Source organism: Salmonella sp. 32120201201600049SM (genome assembly GCF_017572835.1).
In the GTDB taxonomy this organism is placed as follows: domain Bacteria; phylum Pseudomonadota; class Gammaproteobacteria; order Enterobacterales; family Enterobacteriaceae; genus Salmonella; species Salmonella enterica.
This window is the reverse complement of the sequence record NZ_JAGESA010000001.1, coordinates 523519-544976: the sequence shown is the minus strand read 5'-3', so window position 1 is coordinate 544976 and position 21458 is coordinate 523519. Positions and strand designations below refer to the sequence as shown.

The following is a 21458-nucleotide window of genomic DNA, read 5'->3' as shown; positions in this document are numbered from 1 at the left end:
GGGGAAGAAAGTCGTTCATAAAAGCGTCCCGCGGCGAAAGCCGCCTGATATCTGAGAGTGTTTAACTCCCTCAGATAGCGAATGTTCGACTATTATTGATGGATTATGCCAGGCATGAGGAGAATAGAATGAAGCAACAGACCAACCGAAATCGTCGTTGGGTTTTGGCCTCGCGTCCCCACGGCGCGCCGCAGATGGATAACTTCCGCCTCGAAGAAGATGACGTCGCGACGCCCGGTGAAGGGCAGGTGCTATTGCGTACCGTTTTTTTATCACTCGACCCTTATATGCGTGGCCGCATGAGCGATGAACCCTCTTATGCGCCGCCTGTTGAACCTGGCTGCGTTATGGTTGGCGGTACGGTTAGTCGCGTTGTCGCGTCAAACCATCCTGATTACCGACCAGACGAATGGGTGTTGAGTTACAATGGTTGGCAGGATTATGACATTTCAGATGGCGAAGGGTTGGTAAAGCTGGGTGATAATCCGCAACATCCTTCCTGGTCATTGGGTATTTTAGGAATGCCGGGGTTTACCGCCTATATGGGGTTACTGGATATCGGCCAGCCGAAAGAGGGCGAAACGCTGGTTGTCGCCGCCGCCACCGGCCCCGTAGGCGCAACGGTTGGGCAAATTGGCAAGCTGAAGGGCTGCCGGGTCGTGGGTATTGCCGGCGGCGCGGAAAAATGCCGTCATGCGACAGACGTTTTGGGATTTGATCTGTGCCTTGATCATTACGCTGATAATTTCCCACAACAGCTTGCGCAGGCCTGCCCGCAGGGTATCGATATCTATTATGAGAATGTCGGCGGTAAAGTCTTTGACGCCGTCTTACCGCTACTGAATACGTCGGCGCGGATTCCGCTCTGCGGTCTGGTCAGCGGCTACAATGCGACAACGTTGCCGGACGGTCCAGACAGACTGCCTCTGCTGATGGCGACATTACTTAAAAAGCGTATTCGTCTGCAAGGTTTTATCATCAACCAGGACTATGGTCACCGGATACATGAGTTTCAGCAAGAAATGGGGCGTTGGATCAAAGAAGGGAAAATACATTATCGGGAGCAGATTACTGATGGGCTGGAAAATGCGCCAGAAGCGTTTATGGGGCTGCTAGCGGGGAAGAACTTTGGCAAAGTCGTGATACGTTTAGCGGACGATGCGTAAAGAAAAAATGGCGGCATGATGTCGCCATAAAAATGTGCAAATTTTAAAATTGCGGCTTTACTTATATTCATCATTCAGATCGCGGTGGGGCAGCTTATCTCCCTCAGCGGCCTGAACCGGTCAAAAATCTCGATACATGAAGGAATGACGGAGATAAAACGGTTGCCATAAAGAAACCTGTATTGTTGTAAAAGATGAGAATATCACGCAAGTAAATTATCACTTTTATTTATTTGGCCGTTCAGGCCTGGATTATCTTTTTTACAATTAAGTTCCGAAACTTCTTCGGGACTCGATTGCGATGTTGTTCTGCCAAGAGGTGAAGGAAGGAAAATGCCGGGTACGGAAAAAACACAACATATAAGCCTGACCACACAGGTTGAAAATCGGTTAAAGCATCAATTGTCTATTGGCGCATTAAAACCAGGCGCAAGGCTTATCACTAAAAATATTGCTCAAGAGTTAGGCGTCAGTATTACGCCGGTGCGTGAGGCCCTGTTAAGGCTGGTCTCTTCCAGTGCTTTGGCGGTGGCGCCAGCACAGGCGTTTATGGTGCCGGAGATCTCGCTGGAAAGTTTGCTGGAAATTAATACGATTCGTACTGCCCTGGAGGAGATGGCGGTGGTCGCCGCTGTGGGTAAGATTACCCCGGATCGCGAGCAGACGCTGAATGCGCTATTAGATGAATTTCAACAGGCGCTGGAAAGTGGCGTTATGGAGAAAATTCTTTTGGCCAACCGCGCATTCCGCTTTGAGATCTACCACTACGCGGATATGCCAACGCTGTATGCCATGATCGAGCAATTATGGGTACGCCTGGGGCCAAGCCTGCATTTTTTATATGATAATTTTAAACTTGATGATTATCAAAACGGCGTTAATCTGTACAGAAAATTACTTAATGCGTTAGTGACTGGTGATAAAGAAGCCAGTCGCCACTGCTTACAGAACGTTTTGCAACAAAACGTAGCGACGATTAAAAATCAGTACTTCATGTAACCTTCATGAAACTATGACTTATCAATAGCGGGGGCTCCCCGCTATTGCCGGATATTTGCCGGATATTTATTCAAATTGCCATGCCAGATTAATCCCCACGCCATAGTTACGTCCTGGCGCTGGCTCATAATATCGGCCATTAGATTCATTAACGATCACCGAACCGATATATTCTTTATCAAATAGATTATCTACCCGCCCAAAAATATCGACGGTAAGCTGACTGTAATTAAATTTATACCCTGTATTTAGTCCAACAACGGTATACGAAGGCGCTTTGGCGGTATTTTCATCATTGGCCATGATATCGCCCATATACCGAACGTCTGTTCCGGCGTACCACCCCTCATCCGGGATAAAACCTAATGAGGCGAATCCCATATTACGGGCGATGCCGGGCATTCGGTTTCCATCACAGTTTTGCCCCTGACAAACGTTACTGCGATAGGTCGCATCCAGCCAGGTCCATGATGCTTTCACCCGCCAGTCGCCGGCGAAGCGCTGGTCCAACGCGAGCTCTGCGCCCTGGCGGCGCGTTTTGCCCGCGTTTTTGTAGGTAGTGCGTCCTCCCATACTGCTGGCGACAACAATTTCATCATCGGTATCGGTTTGAAATAACGCGGCGGTCAACAAGCCATTGCCAATCCGCGTTTTACTGCCGACTTCCACCGTATCATTGGTCGACGGTTTGAGGTCAAAGTTGAACCCGCTTTGGCCGTCAGCGCGATAAGAAAGTTCATTGATAGTGGGAGTTTCAAATCCGCGACCGGCAGCAAGATAGAGATTCCAGGCGTCAGTTAACGCATATTTTAGCGATCCGGCGGGTAGCCAGTGGTGATAGCTGGCGTCGCCGCTGTCATCGCCATTGCCGGGCGCGATATAGTGATCGTTAGAATCGAACCACACGGAACTGTAGCGCACGCCAGCATCCAGCGAGAGTTTTTGCGTAAGCTGCCACTGGGTTTGCAGATAAGGATCGACATTCCACATCAGGTTACGCTCATCCCGCCGTAAATCGCCTTTATGCCCAAACTCAGGGGTGCCGTTGTTGAGACGGAAGTTATTGTAACCCTTGCGGTTTTCGCTCATATTTTCATAGTTTAATCCGCCCGTGAAGGTGACCGGCACGCCTAATTCTCCCCGGTGAGTCCAGCGGGAATCAATGCCCTGATAGTGGCGTTGCAGTGTAATCACGCCGCCAGCCTGAGCCGGTTTTAGCTGTGCTACCAGGGGAATAGACTGGTATTGCGTGGTTTCCCGCTCTCCGGCGTAGGCCATCACGCTGATATCATCCTGCGCGCTGAGCTGACGTTCATAACGCAATCCTGCCTGAGTTTGTTTGATGGTTTTACGCGTATTGTACTGTTCAGCGCGCGGCGCCTGTTGCGGATCGGCTTTCCATTCAGATTCGGTGAGTCCGCCGGGATCGTCCGCCTTAATGTCCACACTATTAAAAATCAGCGAGAGTTTACTGACATCGTCAAGGCGCACGCCCAGTTTGGCATTAGCCAGATTTTTTTGCGCGCCGCTGTGATCGCGGTAACCGTGGGTGGTGAAACGGGTAGTCGATACCGTGTAATCCACGTCGCCTGGCTGTGTGCCGTCACCCATCGCGCCCGTGGCTTTTAGCCCATAGCGCCAGCTTCCATAACTGCCGTAGTAGCTGCTGGCCTCAAGGGTGGGCGGCTGTCTCCCGGTTTCGGTGGTGACATTTATTACGCCGCCGGAAGCATTGCCGTATAGCGCTGAGAAGGGGCCGCGTAACACTTCAACGTCTTGTATGCTGTTAATATCAATATTCGAAATCTGGCCTTGTCCATCCGGCATGGTGGCGGGAATGCCATCAACATACAGACGAATGCCGCGCACGCCAAAGGCGGAACGCGAGCCAAATCCACGGATAGAGATTTGCAGATCCTGCGCGTAGTTCTGCCGGTTCTGCACCTGCAATCCCGGGACGCTGGTTAAAGTCTCAGATAAATTAACGCGCGGCGTCGCCAGACGCATGTCTTCTCCCTCAATGACGCTAACGGCGGCAGGTGTATCCAGTTCGGATACGGTTTGCGGCGTTGCGGTGACTATCATGGTTTGTTCATTGGACGCGCTGGCGGCCTGAAGGACCGGGGAGAAGGTCAGAGGCAATAAGAGGGCGGGATAAAGTCGCTGTCTAACGGAAATAATTTTCATGAAAATGCCGGATAAATGTAAGCGTATCAACGGAAAACGTGACATTAAGGGTAGTCAATATGTAAAGTTTTGAAATTTTAATCGCACATTAAGTTAAGAAAATGTGCGGTATTTAAGAGCCATGACATTCGCAGGCGAGGAAAAGCTCCACTTTCTGATAAATAATGATTATTATTCTCAACTTATAATAAGTGCGGAACGAAGATCCCGCGCAGCGAAGTAGTGTGAAGCAGCTATACACGTTTTTATCAAAGGGAGTCGTCATGCACTTACGTCATCTTTTTTCGCCGCGCCTGCGTGGTTCTTTATTGTTAGGTTCGCTCCTCGTGGCATCCTCATTTAGCACGCTGGCGGCGGAAGACATGCTGCGTAAAGCAGTAGGCAAAGGCGCTTATGAGATGGCCTGGAGTCAGCAAGAAAACGCGCTCTGGCTGGCTACATCGCAAAGCCGTAAACTGGATAAAGGCGGCGTAGTTTATCGTCTCGACCCGGTGACGCTGGAAATCACGCAAGCGATTCATAACGATCTCAAGCCGTTCGGCGCCACCATCAATGCCGCGACCCAAACGCTGTGGTTTGGTAATACCATTAACAGCGCTGTTACCGCGATTGATGCCAAAACGGGGGATGTAAAAGGTCGTCTGGTACTTGATGCGCGCAAACGTACTGAAGAGGTTCGTCCGTTACAGCCCCGTGAGCTGGTTGCCGATGCGGCGACCAACACGATCTACATCAGCGGTGTTGGTAAAGAGAGTGCTATTTGGGTAGTGGATGGCGAAACCATCAAACTGAAAACGACGATCGAAAATACCGGCAAAATGAGTACGGGTCTGGCGCTCGACAGTAAAGCGCAACGCCTGTACACCACCAATGCGGATGGTGAATTTATCACCATCGATACCGCCAGCAATAAAATTCTCAGTCGTAAGAAGTTGCTGGATGACGGTAAAGAACACTTCTTTATTAACCTGAGTCTCGATACCGCAGGTCATCGCGCGTTTATCACCGACTCGAAGGCGACTGAGGTTCTGGTTGTCGATACCCGTAATGGCAATATTCTTGCCAAAATCGCGGCGCCTGCTTCTTTGGCCGTCCTGTTTAACCCGACACGTAACGAGGCTTACGTGACGCATCGTCAGGCAGGGCAGGTCAGCGTGATCGATGCGAAGACCTATAACGTTGTTAAAACGTTCGATACGCCGACGTACCCGAATAGTCTGGCACTATCGGCAGACGGTAAAACGCTCTACGTCAGCGTGAAGCAGAAATCGACACGTGAACAGGAAGCGACGCAGCCGGATGATGTTATTCGCATTGCTCTGTAAATAGGGTATGGAGGGGGAAACCCCTCCAGTCATCTCTTTAAACGCACCGATACGCCTCGTTACACCCCGCCGATAGCCTGATGATTCTGTGAGAATTACACTGCCTTTTTGCTGTAGTTAACTCATTATATTCACGAGGAAAATATGAAAAAGTTATTTATATGCTCAGGTTTGGGCATGATGTTTTTTATGCTTGCGGGTTGCACAACCAACTATGTGATGACGACGAAGAATGGGCAAACGATCGTAACTCAGGGTAAGCCGCAGTTAGATAAAGAGACGGGAATGACCAGTTATACCGATCAGGAAGGCAACCAGCGGGAAATTAACAGCAATGATGTGGCGCAGTTGATTAAGGCTGACTAAGCATTGGGCGCGATGCGGTGTTGGTGGTAACGCGCATTAAACCCGGCAGGCCTGGGGCTGCCGGGGAAGGGTAATGTTATGTCGCTGCTTCTTCTTTCAATATGACACTCTCTGTCGAATCCGCCGTCACTGGCGCAGTGCGATGGATCTCCGCCACGCGACGTCGCACGCCAAACCAGCCGGCGACCAGCAGAATAGCGATCAGCGGCAACGAGGCGATAGTGTAAGTTCCATTCGGGTAGTCAAACGCCATGAGTACCAGCACGCTTAGTAAAAACAGCAGCGTTAGCCAGGAGGTAAAAGGCGCGCCGGGCAGTTTAAAACTGACGTCTGCGGCTTTGCCTTCTTTTATCGCCTGGCGTAAACGCATCTGGCACACCATGATAAACGCCCACGACGCGATAATGCCGAGCGAGGCAAAATTAAGAACGATCTCAAACACGCGGGAGGGGACCAGGTAATTCAGGAATACGCCGACCACGTAAACCACCAGAGTCGCCAGAATACCCGCATAGGGCACATGCTGACGGCTCATTTTCGCCATGAATTTCGGCGCGGAACCCCCCATCGACATTGAACGTAAAATTCTCCCCGTACAGTAAAGCCCGGAGTTCAGGCTGGAAAGCGCGGCGGTTAACACCACGATATTCATAATACTGCCGATATAAGGCACGCCAAGTTTAGAAAAGAAGGTGACAAACGGACTTTGCCCCGCCTGGTAGGCGTTCCACGGCAGCAGCAAAACCAGCAATACGACCGATCCTACATAGAAAAGACCAATACGCCAGATCACGCTATTGATGGCTTTTGGCACCATCGTCTGTGGATCTTTGCACTCCCCAGCGGCGGTACCGACCAGTTCAATCGAAGCAAAGGCGAACACTACGCCCTGAATCAGTACCAGCGCGGGCAACAGGCCGTGCGGGAAAAAGCCGCCATTATCTGTAATCAGGTGAAAACCGGTGGCATTACCCTCAAGCGGTTGACCGGTACCGAGAAAAATCGTGCCTACCACCAGGAAGATAACAATGGCGAGTACTTTTATCAGCGCGAACCAGAACTCCATTTCGGCAAACCATTTTACGCCGATCATGTTCATGGTACCGACAATGGTTAACGCGCCGAGCGCGAACACCCATTGCGGAACGTCGCCAAATGCGCCCCAGTAGTGCATGTATAACGCCACTGCGGTGATATCGACGATCCCGGTCATCGCCCAGTTAATAAAGTACATCCAGCCTGCGACGTAGGCCGCTTTTTCACCCAAAAATTCACGGGCGTAGGAGACGAAGCTCCCGCTGGAAGGGCGATGCAATACCAGTTCGCCCAGCGCGCGTAAAATGAAAAAAGAAAAAATGCCGCATATCAGATAGACCAGCGCCAGTGCCGGTCCGGCCATTTGCAATCGGGCGCCTGCACCTAAAAATAAACCGGTGCCAATTGCGCCGCCGATAGCAATCATCTGAACCTGACGATTCCCCATCGCTTTGTGATACCCCTCTTCATGGGCGTTCAGCCAGCGTCGTTTCGCCGCATGTTGTTCTGCGGCGTGCGTAGTCTGTGTTTTCATTACGTTACCTGTTATAGCCTGTCCTGACAGAAAAATTCCTTATGCCGCGACGGGCGCTCACCAATCGATTGCCTGCAATGGCGAATGCCGCTTTTCCCTGATTCTGTGACAGGGATAAAACCGCCGGCGGAGCATCCTACCTGCAATTGTTAAATGACGCAAAACATACGGAAAGAACAAAATGAGGATGTCGAGTTTATTTGTGTGGTCAGATGTGGTGCGGTGTGGTCACGATTCAGCCAGATAAGACGCCAGCACAAATCCGCAGTGATTACTTTGCGCAATAATTAATCAGGATTAATCCCTACGGGGATTTAATAGATATGACCTCGAACGGTAAATCACCTGACGATATTGAAGCAGCATAAGATAAGGCCGTTGCGCCTGTTATTCTCATTTTCTCCTGAAAATGTATGCCTTTGAGCAATTTTGTTGATTGACATATCGTCATAATGAGAGAGGAGTAGGACATATAAAGCTGTTGAGCAAAATTTGAAGGAGTAGGATATGCCACATACATCAGTTTCTACCTATGCCAGAGCTTTATCAGGAAATAAGCTACCTCATGTTGCTGCAGGAGATTATGAAAATAAATTATCAACAAAAATCCTGAAAGGCATCTTGTATGTGCTTACAGCAGGATTAGCCTACGGATTTACAAGAGTAATTGAACATTATTGTAATGTTACGCCTAAAGTTGCGGAGTTCTGTGCCAATGCAGGGAATATCCATAATCACCTTGCTGATGCTGTACGTGATGGACTGTTTACTATAGATGTCGAGCTTCCTGATGGTCGGAGGTTAACATTCGAACAACTCTCGCTGATAGCTGAAGGTAAGCCAATCGTCAGGATATCGGATGGCAAGCATACCGTTGAGGTTGAGGGGACCTTTGAAGAGATTTGTATGAGACTGGAAGAGGGCTTTTTTGAAACGCCAGCGTACTATAATTATAGTATTGATAAAGACCATAAAACCGTTAGAGAACGAATAGCAGCATATAATGCCTTACCTCAGGCATTAGGCGCCATTCCGAGTTTAGAACATTATATCGCTCGGGCCAGCAACATGCAGGAGGCGGAAGCACAACGGGCGGCCGACATAAAAGAGCGTTACCGTAACTATTTGGACACTTATTAAAAAGCGTTTATGTTTAGCCAGTTTTGTTAGAAATCAGACTCGCTGAGCTGGCGTTAAAAATTTTAACACGCGCTATTTTGGCGGTGTGTCACAAAGAGATTCTCAGAACCCGATTTCCGTTTGTACGCCAAAATTCCACGTACCTCCGGCGCGACAGTCGGCCTGTCTTATTTTTTTCAAAAGTATCCAACGCTATTCCACGGATAGGGTATCCTGTTGCGCAGCGATATCCGCCTCAGCCTGTGTGCCGAACGCAAGCATTAATGTTAATGGAAGCCTCAGATGACCTCTTTTTTACATGCTTATTTTACGCGATTACATTGTCAGCCGTTGGGGGTTCCTACGGTTGAAGCGCTCAGAACGCTTCACTTAGCGCACAACTGCGCGATTCCTTTTGAAAATCTGGATGTGCTACTGCCTCGTGAAATACAGCTCGATGAGACGGCATTAGAGGAGAAACTGCTTTATGCCCGACGCGGTGGATACTGTTTTGAACTGAATGGCCTGTTTGAACGCGCGTTACGCGACATCGGTTTTAACGTCCGAAGCTTATTGGGGCGGGTCATTCTGTCTCATCCTGCCAGTTTACCGCCGCGCACGCACCGTTTGCTGCTGGTTGATGTTGAGGATGAGCAGTGGATCGCTGACGTGGGGTTTGGCGGCCAAACGCTAACCGCGCCGCTTCGTCTGCAGGCTGAAATTGCTCAGCAAACGCCGCATGGCGAATACCGTCTGATGCAGGAGGGGAGCACATGGATTTTACAATTCCGCCACCATGAGCACTGGCAGTCGATGTACTGTTTTGATCTGGGGGTGCAACAGCAGAGCGATCATGTGATGGGCAATTTCTGGTCGGCTCACTGGCCGCAATCCCATTTTCGTCATCATTTGTTGATGTGCCGCCATTTGCCTGATGGCGGCAAGCTGACATTAACGAATTTCCACTTCACGCGTTACCACCAGGGACATGCCGTTGAACAGGTCAATATACCGGATGTACCGTCGTTGTATCAGTTACTTCAGCAGCAGTTTGGTCTCGGCGTAAATGATGTAAAGCACGGTTTTACCGAGGCGGAGCTGGCCGCGGTAATGGCTGCATTTGATACCCATCCGGAGGCGGGAAAATAATTTTTTGCCGCGAGGATTTGCGGGCCTGACAAAGATTAAAAAGTAATGGCCCATTCGGCATGAAACAGAATGACCGCCTGGCCGGAGATGGTGACGTTTTCCGGCTCGTTATCGCGAATGGTGACGGTAACATCAACAGTACCCTCTTTGCCTAAAGCGCGCCCCTGATGGCCTTGAATCTGCAGCGTTTTACCGTCATGCGCCATCAGACCATGATGGACGAGCCATGCACCCATCGGGCCATTGGCGTTTCCCGTTACCGGATCTTCCACAATCCCTATCGCCGGGGAAAACATTCGCCCATCGGTTTCGTTTTTTCCCGGACGAATCTGGAAAGGAAAAAAGCCGTTACAGCCAATTTGCTGGCTGATTGCCGTCAGGGCTGCCAGATTAGGAGAAAGGGCATCAATATCAACATCTGGTTTGAGCAGGATCATCACTTTTGCATGTCCTGTTGAAGCCACCTGAATTGGCGCTCCCGGCACGATATCATCTTCAGTCAGGTTCAGTGCGGTGATGATGGCAGCCCGAATCTCTCCGACTAGCGGTGGTTCAAAAGAGGGCTGACCTTGTTCCAGCGTGATGCGATAGTCGTTGTGTTCGGCATGAATTTCAACGCGATGACGGCCCGCTAACGAGGTTTGCCAGACGGTGGTGTTTCCCAACCCCAGTACCGTTGCCCGAACATAATGCGCGGCCACGGTGGCATGACCACAGATGGGGACTTCTACTGTCGGTGTAAAGTAGCGTATGCGCACATCACTCTCTTCGCTTTTTAGCAAAAAGGCGGTTTCCGAGTGACGAAGTTCACGGGCAATCAGCTGCATCTGCGCGTCGCTTAGCGTATCCGCATGTAAGACAACGCCAGCAGAGTTGCCGCGAAAGGGTTCGCTGGTGAAGGCGTCAACATGGTAAATCTGCGGTTTCATTGATGTTCTCCTTTGACTGAAGAATCATCATAGCCTGTGCGTTGCCGAATGACGACGCCCAGGCGTTTTTCTTTGCCCGGTAAGCGTACCCCCGGGCAAAGAGAATTAGCGGCGGGTACGAACAATCTGGTAGCGACGGGTGAAATACTCAAACGGCGCGCTCCAGACATGAACCAGGCGGGTGAACGGGAAGAGCAGGAAAATAGTCATTCCCAGCACCAGATGAACGCGGAAAACAAACGCCACACCGCTCAGCATTTCCGAAGACCCGCCGCGGAAGGTGACAATACTTTGCGCCCAGCCCACCAACTTCATCATTTCGCTGCCATCCGGATATTGCGCCGAAAACGGAATGGTGCTCAGGCCAAGCAGGCACTGAATCAGCAAAATGCTCATGATGATAATATCAGGTGTAGTGGATGTCGCCCGCACACGCTGATTGGTCAGACGACGCCACAGTAATCCCGCGCCGCCGATCAACGTTAATACGCCGCACACGCCGCCGAGGATCATCGCCATCTGCTGTTTTACCGCAATCGGCAGGAACCAGGCATACATCCAGTGTGGCGTTAGCATCCCAAACAGATGGCCAAAGAAGATCCCCAGAATGCCAATATGGAACAGATTCGACCATATCACCATCCCACGCTTGTCCAGCATCTGGCTGGACGACGCGCGCCAGGTATATTGTCCGTAGTCATAGCGCAGCCAACTGCCGAGGAAGAATACCGTGGCGCAAATATAGGGGTAGATGTCGTAAAAAAAGACGTTCAGGTACTGTATCATTTCGGGCCTCCCGCGCTGACGTCGACGTACTGCGGCGCCGCGTCCTGGCTAAAGCGTCGTTGATAATGGTGTAACGGTGAACTGTCACAGGTCGTGGCGTTATCTTCGATAAACTTCACCTGTTCTTCTTCCCAGACGGCATCCAGTGCCTGACGGGTATCATCCCGCGATTCCTGAATAATCTGTTTGGTGACACTGTCACTTGTCAACGAACTGCCCGCCAGCGTCAACAGGGCGTCAAACAGTTGATACCACGGCGCTCCTCGCTGTTTCAGACGACCGCCCAGTAGCGCCAGAATAGGGGCAATATTCTGTAATCCCTCGCGAGCTTCCGCTTCCGGCAACACGCTTAAGTACTCCAGATAGAGCGGCAGGTGATCCGGCAGTTCGCGGCAGTTGAGCTGGAGGCCCACGGTTTCATACTGGCTTAACAAATCGACCATCGCCTGGCCGCGATCGCGGGACTCCGCATGAACATGCTCGAATAACAGCAATGAAGTGGCGCGCCCTCGGTCAAACACTTCACACCATTCTGCTTGTTTATCCAGTAACGGCGCATAAAGCAGCTCGCGAGTGAAGTCGGCCAGCATTGGCGCATCGTGTTGGATAAGGGCAAGCGCTTCATCCCGACATTCCCACAACTCGTCGTCCGGATACTCCATCAACAGGCCAATCGCTTTGAGGATTTGCATTATTCCCCCTCCGCTTTATCACGTACTTCGGTGATATTGATGGCATCAATACGGCTACTGTTGAACAGGTTGAATTTGGTATCCGAGCCGTGACAACCGTCGCCAAAAGTAAAGCCGCAGCCGTTGCGCTCCGGAAAGGCGTCGCGCGCCATTTCCCGGTGGCTGGTGGGAATGACAAAACGATCTTCATAATTGGCAATCGCCAGGTAGCGATACATCTCTTCAACCTGTTGTACGCTCAGACCCACTTCGTCAATGGCGCGGGTATCCGTCACGCCTTCAACCGTCTGCGAGCGCATGTAGTGGCGCATCGCCATCATCCGCTTTAGAGCCCGAATGACCGGACCGGTATCGCCCGCGCTGAGCATATTGGCCAGGTACTGGACTGGAATACGCAGCGTCTCCACCGCCGGCAGAATATTGCCATTGTGCGGCAACCCGCCCGCGTCGGCGTATGACTGGATGGGCGATAGCGGCGGTACGTACCAGACCATCGGCAGGGTACGGTATTCCGGGTGCAGCGGAAGCGCCAGCTTCCAGTCCATCGCCATTTTGTACACCGGCGACCGTTGGGCGGCGTCGATGACGTTTTGCGGGATGCCCTGTTTAAGCGCCTCTTCGATGACCGCCGGATCGTGCGGATCGAGAAACACATCACACTGACGTTCATACAAATCTGTCTCGTGTTCGGTACTGGCCGCTTCTTCAATCCTGTCAGCGTCGTAGAGCAGAACGCCAAGATAACGAATGCGCCCGACGCAGGTTTCCGAACAAACGGTCGGCTGGCCGGATTCAATACGCGGATAGCAAAATATGCACTTCTCAGACTTACCGCTCTTCCAGTTAAAGTAGATTTTTTTGTACGGGCAGCCGCTGATACACAAACGCCAGCCCCGGCATTTATCCTGGTCGATTAGCACGATGCCGTCTTCTTCACGCTTATAAATAGCGCCACTTGGGCAGGTGGCGACACAACTGGGGTTCAGGCAGTGTTCGCACAGGCGCGGCAGGTACATCATGAAGGTGTTTTCGAACTGACCGTACATCTCTTTTTGTATGTTGTCGAAGTTGCGGTCGCGGGCGCGTTTTTCAAACTCGCCGCCGAGCAGCTCTTCCCAGTTTGGCCCCCAGATCACCTTGTCCATCCGTTTTCCGTCAATCAGTGAGCGAGGGCGGGCAGTGGGCTGATGCTTACTCTCCGGCGCAGTATGTAAATGCTGATAATCGAAGGTAAAGGGTTCATAGTAATCATCGATTTGCGGAATCACCGGGTTGGCGAAAATTTTGCTAATTACCCCCATTTTGCCGCCCAGACGGGGCCTTATCTTGCCATTAACATCACGAACCCAACCGCCTTGCCACTCCTGCTGGTCTTCCCAGTTTTTGGGATAGCCGATACCCGGTTTAGTTTCGACGTTATTGAACCATGCGTATTCCATCCCTTCACGTCCGGTCCAGACGTTTTTACAGGTGACGGAGCAGGTGTGACAGCCAATACATTTATCGAGATTCAGTACCATCCCAACCTGTGAGCGTATTTTCATTTTTTCGCCTCCTGTACCTGATCCCGGCCCTCATCATCCAGCCAGTTAATGTTTTTCATCTTCCTGATCATGATGAATTCATCGCGATTCGAACCCACGGTTCCGTAATAGTTGAAGCCGTAAGCCAGTTGCGCATAGCCGCCGATCATATGCGTCGGTTTTGGACAGACCCGGGTCACGGAGTTATGGATCCCGCCGCGCATCCCGGTGACTTCCGAACCCGGAATGTTCATAATCCGCTCCTGGGCGTGGTACATCATGGTCATACCCGGCGGGACACGCTGGCTGACCACCGCACGAGCGGTAAGGGCGCCATTAGCGTTGAAGGCTTCAATCCAGTCGTTATCTTCAATACCCAGTTCACGGGCATCGGCTTCGCTAATCCAGACAATCGGCCCGCCGCGCGACAAGGTCAGCATCAGCAGGTTTTCGCTGTAGGTGGAGTGAATTCCCCATTTCTGGTGCGGCGTCAGGAAGTTAAGCGCTTTTTCCGGGAAACCGTTGGGCGGAATTTCTCGCATTTCGCTGACGCTGCGGGTATCAATCGGCGGACGATATGCCACCAGGCTTTCGCCAAAAGCGCGCATCCACGCATGATCCTGATAGAGTTGTTGCCGCCCCGACAACGTGCGCCACGGGATCAGTTCATGTACGTTGGTATAGCCGGCGTTATAAGAGACATGCTCGCTTTCCAGCCCTGACCAGGTCGGGCTGGAGATAATTTTGCGCGGTTGCGCCTGGATATCACGAAAGCGAATTTTCTCATCTTCTTTATTGATGGCCAGATGGGTGTGCTCGCGCCCGGTCATCTCGCCCAACGCCTGCCAGGCTTTCACCGCCACCTGGCCGTTGGTTTCCGGCGCTAAGGCAAGAATCACTTCCGAAGCATCCAGCGCGGTGTCTATTCGCGGACGTCCTTTCGCCGGGCCATCGTGTTTGGTGTAATTGAGCTTACCGAGGAAATCGACTTCATCTTGCGTATTCCAGGCAATCCCCTTACCGCCGTTGCCTAATTTATCCAGCAGGGGACCCAGCGAGGTAAAACGTTCATAGGTGGCCGGATAATCGCGTTCAACCACGACGATATTGGGGGCGGTTTTGCCCGGAATAAGTTCGCACTCGCCTTTACGCCAGTCGAGAATATCAAATGGCTGCGCCAGTTCCGCCGGGGAATCATGCTGGAGCGGGTGTAACACCACATCGGTTTCCTGTCCGAGATGTCCGACACACACCTCAGAAAAGACGCTGGCGATACCTTTGTAGATCTCCCAGTCGCTTTTGGATTCCCAGGCAGGATCGACCGCGGCGGAAAGGGGGTGGATAAACGGATGCATATCCGAGGTATTCATATCGTCTTTTTCATACCAGGTGGCGGTCGGCAAAACGATATCGGAAAACAGACAGGTACTGGACATACGGAAATCAAGCGTGACCAACAGATCGAGCTTGCCCTCAATCGCGGCGGACTGCCATTCCACCTCTTCAGGCTTAATTCCTTCGCTGGGGCCCAGCGCTTCGCCCTGGATACCGCTGTCGGTGCCCAGCAGATATTTGAGCATGTACTCATGACCTTTCCCGGAGGAGCCGAGCAGGTTAGAGCGCCAGACAAATAAATTTCGCGGGTGATTATGACCACTGTCAGGCTGTTCGCAGGCAAAACGGATAGCGCCTGATTTCAACGCCTGCACGGTATAATCCGCCGCAGACAGCCCGGCTTTATCGGCGCTCGCTTTCACGCTGAGCGGGTTAAGATTAAGCTGCGGCGCCGAGGGTAGCCAGCCCATACGTTCCGCGCGCACGTTGAAATCGATCAGGTGTCCGGAAAATTTAGCCGGATCGGCCAGCGGCGACAGCAACTCTTGCGCAGTCAGTTTTTCATAGCGCCACTGGCTGGCATGGTTGTAGAAAAACGAGGTACTGTTCATCTGACGCGGCGGGCGATTCCAGTCCAGCGCGAAGGCCAGCGGTAGCCAGCCGGTTTGCGGCCGCAGCTTCTCCTGGCCGACATAGTGCGCCCAGCCGCCGCCGGTTTGTCCAACACAGCCGCAGAACACCAGCATGTTAATCATCCCACGGTAATTCATATCCATGTGATACCAGTGATTCACTCCCGCGCCGAGGATGATCATCGAACGACCGTGAGTTTTATGGGCGGTCTCGGCAAATTCACGCGCAATAGTTTCGATATGTCGACGCGGCACGCCGGTAATCTGTTCGCCCCAGGCCGGCGTGTAGGCTTTTACGTCGTTATAATTATTGGCGCTATGGCCGTCATCCAGACCACGATCCAGCCCATAGTTAGCCAGCACCAGATCGTAAACGCTGACGACCATCCGCTCGCTACCGTCCGCCAGAGCCAGGCGTTTCACCGGTAACTGACGTACCAGCACCGGTTCCTGCCGCACGCTGCGGAAATGTGGGTTTTCGTTACCGCCAAAATAGGGGAAGGCGACACCCGCCACGTCATCATGCTGACCAAGTAAAGAGAGCGACAGTTCAGTTTCGACGCCCGCCGCCACCGGTTCCAGGTTCCATTTTCCCTTTTCGCCCCAGCGAAAACCGATAGAACCGTTGGGCGCGACCAGTTCGCCCGTACTGTTGAGCGCGACGGTTTTCCATTCCGGATTATTGGCTTCTCCCAGTCCATCCACCAGATCCGATGCGCGCATCATACGCCCCGGCACATAACTGCCGTCTGCGCGCTCATCCAACAGGACCAGCATTGGCATGTCGGTATAACGGCGGCAATAGTTAAGAAAATAGTCGCTGGGATTATCGAGATGAAACTCTTTTAAAATAACGTGACCCATGGCCATCGCCAGCGCGCTGTCGGTACCTTGCTTTGGCGCCAGCCACTGATCGCACAGTTTAGCGACTTCGGAATAGTCCGGGGTGATGGCGATCGTCTTGGTGCCTTTGTAGCGCACTTCGGTAAAGAAGTGGGCGTCCGGGGTACGCGTCTGCGGCACGTTAGAGCCCCAGGCAATAATGTAGGCTGAGTTATACCAGTCGGCGGACTCCGGCACGTCAGTCTGCTCGCCCCAGGTCATTGGCGACGCGGGCGGAAGATCGCAATACCAGTCATAGAAGCTCAGGCAAGTACCGCCAAGCAATGACAGATAACGTGTTCCGGCGGCGTAAGAAACCATCGACATCGCCGGAATAGGTGAAAATCCCGCCACACGATCCGGGCCATAGGTTTTGATTGTCCAGACGTTAGCGGCGGCAATGAGCTGATTCAGCTCTTTCCAGCTCGAACGAATAAAGCCGCCATGTCCGCGCACCTGTTTGTAACTTTGGCATTTTTGCGGGTCGTTCATTATAGATTCCCATGCCAGTACCGGATCGCTGTACCGGGAAAGGGCCTCGCGCCACAGTTCTATCAGCCGCTTACGCACCAGAGGGTATTTCAGACGGTTGGCGCTATAGAGATACCAGGAGTAGCTGGCGCCGCGCGGGCAGCCGCGCGGTTCATGGTTCGGTAAATCGGGACGCGTGCGCGGGTAGTCGGTTTGCTGGGTTTCCCACGTCACCAGACCGTTTTTGACATAAATTTTCCAGCTACAGGAGCCCGTGCAGTTGACGCCGTGGGTTGAGCGCACGATCTTATCAAACTGCCAGCGCTGGCGATAACTGTCTTCCCAGTCGCGGTTGGTATGCATCACCTGACCATGGCCGTCGGCAAAGGTATCGCCTTTTTGTTTAAAGTAACGAAAGCGATCCAACAGTTTACTCATGACATTTCTCCTGCTTCGATAAATTTTCCGCCATCCTGTCGATTTGGCGTTAAACCATTGCCGGATGGCCGTCCTACAGGTGCGTATGTTGTTATTGTTGTTTAGGCTTACGACGCCCGTAGACCAGCCAGGTCAGCAGGACGCAAGCGATGTAAAACAGCAAAAAGATTTTCATGGCGCCCACCGGCGAGCCGGTCAAGGCCAAAGAGGTGCCAAACGCTTTTGGAATAAAGAAGCCGCCCACAGCGCCAATAGCAGAGATAAAACCGAGCGCGGCGGCGGTATCCGTCACCGCTTCGCGCTGCGCCTGCTCATCGCTCCCGCCGCGCAGTTTGACGTTGTAGAGCGTGATCTGACGGAAGATCACCGCAATCATCTGGAAGGTAGAACCGCTGCCGAGACCCGCTGTCAAAAACAGGCCCATAAAAACAAGATAGAACGCGCTAAAGCTGCCTGCGCCGGAGCCTGGCAGCGTGAGGAATAGCAGGGCGGTAAACAGCGCCATAAAGATAAAATTAATGAGCGTTACGCGAACGCCGCCGAATTTATCGGAGAGCACGCCGCCTGCCGATCGCGCCAGCGCGCCGATAAAGGGGCCAAAGAACGCCAGTTGCAGAATGTTTACGTCGGGAAATTGCGTTTTGGCGAGCATGGCGAAACCTGCGGAAAAGCCGATGAATGACCCGAATGTCGCCAGGTACAGCAGGCTAAGCAGCCACAGGTGCAGGCGTTTTAGCACCGGCAATTGCGAGGCGACAGACGCTTTTGAACTGCCGATATCGTTCATACCAAACCAGGCGGCAAGCGTCGCAACAGCCAGTAACGGCACCCAGATCCAGGCGGCGTTAGTGAGGGCGAGCAGGGAGCCATCAGGTTGCGGCACGCCCTGGACGCCTAAAAAAGTAAATATCGGCAGAAAAATAACCAGCGGCGCAATCAACTGCATCACACTGACGCCAAGATTTCCCAGTCCGCCGTTAATACCCAACGCGCTACCTTGTCTGGCTTTTGGAAAGAAAAAACTGATGTTGCCCATACTGGACGCGAAGTTTGCCCCCGCAAAACCGCACAACAGAGCGATGAGCATAAATACCCCGAAAGGGGTGGCGGGATTTTGCACGGCGAATCCCAGCCAGGCGCAGGGAATAATCAATATTACGGTACTTAATACGGTCCATTTACGACCACCAAACAGTGGCACCATAAAGGAGTAGGGAACGCGTAATATTGCGCCAGAAAGAGAAGGTAATGCGGTTAATAAAAAGAGTTGGTCGGTGGTAAAATTAAATCCAATTTTATTGAGGTTGACGGCAACAGCGCTAAACAACATCCAGACGCAAAATGCCAGGAGCAAACAACTTACTGAAATCCATAAGTTTCTTCTGGCGATGCCTTTCCCTTTATTCTCCCAGAAGGCTGGATTTTCGGGTCGCCAGTCACTCAAGAGATAACGGTTATAATTCTCGTTTTGTCGTGTCATTTTACCCCTCACATGCGCATATCATTTGAAAAAAACACAAAAAAGAGACAGAGCGTCACGCGCTCTTTTGAGAACTTATTGAAGTTTTTTTAGAATATTGAGTGAAAGAATAGATAAAAAACCAGGCCAGCGCGGCGCGAAGAGGAGATATAATGTTTCTTAATTGTTACTATTTGTAAACTAAAAGTGATTTTTATTAAATTATTTGTAACTTTACGCAAAGAGTTCAAGCGTAATCATACGATCCAGATGGTATTTAAACGCGGGATCGGCCATTTCCGGAATACCCAGCACATACATACCGTCCAGCCCGCACACCAGTGCGATAAGCCGCCAGGCGATATCCGTGGCGTTAGCAGTAAACGTAAATTCTCCTGCCTGTTTGCCCTGCTCGATAATTGTGACCGTTTCCTCATGCCACATCTGCATCGTGAGGAGATAAGCATCTCTGATGTGCGGATCCCGATCGGCCAGAATTTGCGCCTCTCGCCACAATTTTATGTAAGGCTCAAAGCCGCCGTCTTCGCTACCCAACATAGCGTGAAGCCGTGCACGCCAGGTGGCGGGCGGCGGAACTTGCCCGGCATCAAGCAGGGTGCGGATCAAATGGACAAAGGCCAGCGCTTTGAGCTCACCCGCCGAGCTGAAGTGGTGATGCACCTGTCCGGCGGCGACATCGGCTTCTGATGCGATTCGTCGCACCGTCATGGCGGCAAACCCCTCTGCCAGCGCCACGCGCATCGCCGCTTGCAGGATCACTTCGCGGCGTTCATCCCGGTTAAGGTAACTCATATTTTCCCCACATTAGCCAATGCGCGCAGTGTAACAAAAAGCTGGACATTCGTTCAACTTACCGTAGGATCCTGAAGCTGGACAAGCGTCCAAATTTGAGTTTTTGAAGGGAGAGTTATGTTTCGTCAGTGGTTAACGTTAGTCATTATTGTGCTGGTCTATATTCCTGTCGCCATTGATGCCACGGTCTTGCATGTCGCCGCCCCGACACTGAGTATGACACTGGGGGCCAGCGGCAACGAGCTGCTGTGGATCATTGATATTTATTCTTTGGTCATGGCTGGCATGGTGTTGCCGATGGGCGCGCTTGGCGATCGTATCGGTTTTAAACGCCTGCTGATGCTGGGCGGGACGCTCTTTGGTCTGGCGTCACTGGCGGCGGCGTTTTCGCATACCGCCAGTTGGCTTATCGCCACCAGGGTATTACTGGCTATTGGCGCGGCGATGATTGTACCGGCGACGCTGGCCGGGATACGCGCCACCTTTTGTGAAGAGAAGCATCGCAACATGGCGCTGGGCGTCTGGGCAGCGGTAGGTTCGGGCGGAGCGGCGTTTGGGCCGCTCATCGGCGGCATATTATTAGAGCATTTTTACTGGGGATCGGTTTTCCTGATCAACGTGCCGATTGTGCTGGTCGTCATGGGCTTAACCGCCCGCTATGTTCCTCGCCAGGCGGGCCGTCGCGATCAACCGCTCAATCTTGGCCATGCGGTGATGCTGATTATTGCCATTTTGCTGTTGGTCTATAGCGCTAAAACCGCGCTGAAAGGGCATCTGTCGCTGTGGGTCATCTCGCTTACCCTGCTTACCGGCGCGCTGCTCCTGGGACTCTTTATCCGCACACAGCTTGCGACATCGCGTCCGATGATTGATATGCGACTATTTACCCATCGCATTATCCTGAGCGGCGTCGTGATGGCGATGACCGCGATGATCACTCTGGTGGGTTTTGAGCTGCTGATGGCGCAAGAGCTGCAGTTTGTTCACGGGCTATCGCCTTATGAGGCCGGGGTATTTATGCTGCCGGTGATGGTCGCCAGTGGATTCAGCGGGCCGATTGCGGGCGCGCTGGTCTCGCGTCTGGGACTACGGCTGGTCGCGACGGGCGGCATGGCGTTAAGCGCGCTGAGTTTTTATGGCCTGGCGATGACGGATTTCAGCACCCAGCAATGGCAGGCCTGGGGGCTGATGGCGCTGCTGGGATTTAGCGCCGCCAGCGCATTGCTGGCTTCCACGTCGGCAATTATGGCCGCTGCGCCGGCAGAAAAAGCGGCGGCGGCCGGCGCGATAGAAACGATGGCTTATGAACTGGGCGCGGGACTGGGCATTGCCATTTTCGGTCTGTTGTTAAGCCGTAGCTTCTCCGCGTCTATCCGTCTGCCTGCCGGGCTTGAGGCGCAAGAGATTGCCAGAGCGTCATCTTCAATGGGAGAAGCCGTGCAGTTGGCGAATAGCCTACCGCCCACGCAGGGGCAGGCAATACTGGACGCCGCCAGACATGCCTTTATCTGGTCGCATAGCGTGGCGTTAAGCAGCGCCGGGAGTATGCTTCTTTTGCTGGCGGTAGGGATGTGGTTCAGCCTGGCAAAAGCCCAACGCCGATAACATAACGCCTGG

16 protein-coding genes are annotated in these 21458 nt (G+C 52.4%); 7 read left to right on the top strand and 9 right to left on the bottom strand.

All coding sequences use genetic code 11. The features are described 5' to 3' along the window. Nucleotides 1-128: 128 nt before the first annotated feature. On the top strand, nt 129-1166 hold the full coding sequence (locus tag J4650_RS02705) for an NADP-dependent oxidoreductase (protein WP_023993277.1): 1038 nt from the start codon (nt 129-131) through the stop codon (nt 1164-1166). A gap of 333 nt (nt 1167-1499) precedes the next feature. Then, nucleotides 1500-2165 (top strand): colanic acid/biofilm transcriptional regulator McbR, encoded by a 666-nt coding sequence (gene mcbR, locus J4650_RS02700; RefSeq protein ID WP_023993276.1) that lies wholly within the window; start codon nt 1500-1502, stop codon nt 2163-2165. Nucleotides 2166-2231: 66 nt separating this feature from the next. Here the strand turns inward: mcbR and pqqU are convergent, their stop codons facing one another. Further along, on the bottom strand, nt 2232-4352 hold the full coding sequence (gene pqqU, locus J4650_RS02695) for a TonB-dependent receptor PqqU (protein ID WP_023993275.1): 2121 nt from the start codon (nt 4350-4352) through the stop codon (nt 2232-2234). Between the two features lie 263 nt (nt 4353-4615). On the opposite strand from pqqU, the gene J4650_RS02690 reads away from it, so the two are divergent. Both J4650_RS02690 and J4650_RS02685 read left to right on the top strand, forming a co-directional pair. Beyond that, nucleotides 4616-5677, top strand: a complete 1062-nt coding sequence (locus J4650_RS02690) for a YncE family protein (protein WP_000550636.1) — start codon at nt 4616-4618, stop codon at nt 5675-5677. Between the two features lie 144 nt (nt 5678-5821). Continuing rightward, nucleotides 5822-6043 carry a YgdI/YgdR family lipoprotein gene (locus J4650_RS02685; RefSeq protein WP_000732362.1) on the top strand — a complete coding sequence of 74 codons (222 nt, stop codon included), beginning with the start codon at nt 5822-5824 and terminating at the stop codon, nt 6041-6043. A 76-nt stretch (nt 6044-6119) separates the two neighbouring features. On the opposite strand, the gene ansP is transcribed toward J4650_RS02685, so the two are convergent. After that, a complete protein-coding gene (gene ansP, locus J4650_RS02680) occupies nt 6120-7613 on the bottom strand; it encodes an L-asparagine permease (protein ID WP_000857111.1) in 1494 nt (497 codons plus the stop codon). A 507-nt stretch (nt 7614-8120) separates the two neighbouring features. Between ansP and steA the strand changes: the two genes are divergently transcribed. Together steA and nhoA are read left to right on the top strand one after the other, a co-directional pair. Continuing rightward, the gene (steA, locus tag J4650_RS02675; RefSeq protein WP_023993274.1) at nt 8121-8753 is read left to right on the top strand and encodes a type III secretion system effector SteA; all 633 of its coding nucleotides are present in this window, start codon (nt 8121-8123) and stop codon (nt 8751-8753) included. Between the two features lie 282 nt (nt 8754-9035). Then, nucleotides 9036-9881, top strand: a complete 846-nt coding sequence (nhoA, locus tag J4650_RS02670) for an N-hydroxyarylamine O-acetyltransferase (protein WP_000200327.1) — start codon at nt 9036-9038, stop codon at nt 9879-9881. Between the two features lie 35 nt (nt 9882-9916). Here nhoA and J4650_RS02665 read toward each other — a convergent pair whose 3' ends face one another. The 7 genes from J4650_RS02665 to J4650_RS02635 all read right to left on the bottom strand — a co-directional run bounded on the left by J4650_RS02665 (nt 9917) and on the right by J4650_RS02635 (nt 19841). Further along, nucleotides 9917-10810 (bottom strand): PhzF family isomerase, encoded by an 894-nt coding sequence (locus J4650_RS02665; RefSeq protein ID WP_000804296.1) that lies wholly within the window; start codon nt 10808-10810, stop codon nt 9917-9919. A gap of 105 nt (nt 10811-10915) precedes the next feature. Continuing rightward, nucleotides 10916-11596, bottom strand: a complete 681-nt coding sequence (gene narI, locus J4650_RS02660; protein ID WP_000617106.1) for a respiratory nitrate reductase subunit gamma — start codon at nt 11594-11596, stop codon at nt 10916-10918. After that, nucleotides 11593-12288 (bottom strand): nitrate reductase molybdenum cofactor assembly chaperone, encoded by a 696-nt coding sequence (gene narW, locus J4650_RS02655; RefSeq protein WP_001166285.1) that lies wholly within the window; start codon nt 12286-12288, stop codon nt 11593-11595. Before narW ends, narI begins: the two co-directional genes overlap by 4 nt. Next, nucleotides 12288-13832, bottom strand: a complete 1545-nt coding sequence (gene narH, locus J4650_RS02650; RefSeq protein WP_000702602.1) for a nitrate reductase subunit beta — start codon at nt 13830-13832, stop codon at nt 12288-12290. The genes narW and narH overlap by 1 nt, the downstream gene beginning before the upstream one ends. Then, complete coding sequence (locus J4650_RS02645; RefSeq protein ID WP_023993273.1) at nt 13829-17569, bottom strand: nitrate reductase subunit alpha; 3741 nt, start codon at nt 17567-17569, stop codon at nt 13829-13831. Before J4650_RS02645 ends, narH begins: the two co-directional genes overlap by 4 nt. Nucleotides 17570-17660: 91 nt before the next feature. Beyond that, complete coding sequence (locus J4650_RS02640) at nt 17661-19049, bottom strand: NarK family nitrate/nitrite MFS transporter (protein WP_023993272.1); 1389 nt, start codon at nt 19047-19049, stop codon at nt 17661-17663. Between the two features lie 213 nt (nt 19050-19262). Next, on the bottom strand, nt 19263-19841 hold the full coding sequence (locus tag J4650_RS02635) for a TetR family transcriptional regulator (RefSeq protein ID WP_000121044.1): 579 nt from the start codon (nt 19839-19841) through the stop codon (nt 19263-19265). Between the two features lie 117 nt (nt 19842-19958). Here J4650_RS02635 and smvA point away from each other — a divergent pair, with 117 nt between their 5' ends. Continuing rightward, the gene (gene smvA / locus J4650_RS02630; protein WP_000489734.1) at nt 19959-21446 is read left to right on the top strand and encodes a methyl viologen efflux MFS transporter SmvA; all 1488 of its coding nucleotides are present in this window, start codon (nt 19959-19961) and stop codon (nt 21444-21446) included. Nucleotides 21447-21458: the final 12 nt, after the last annotated feature.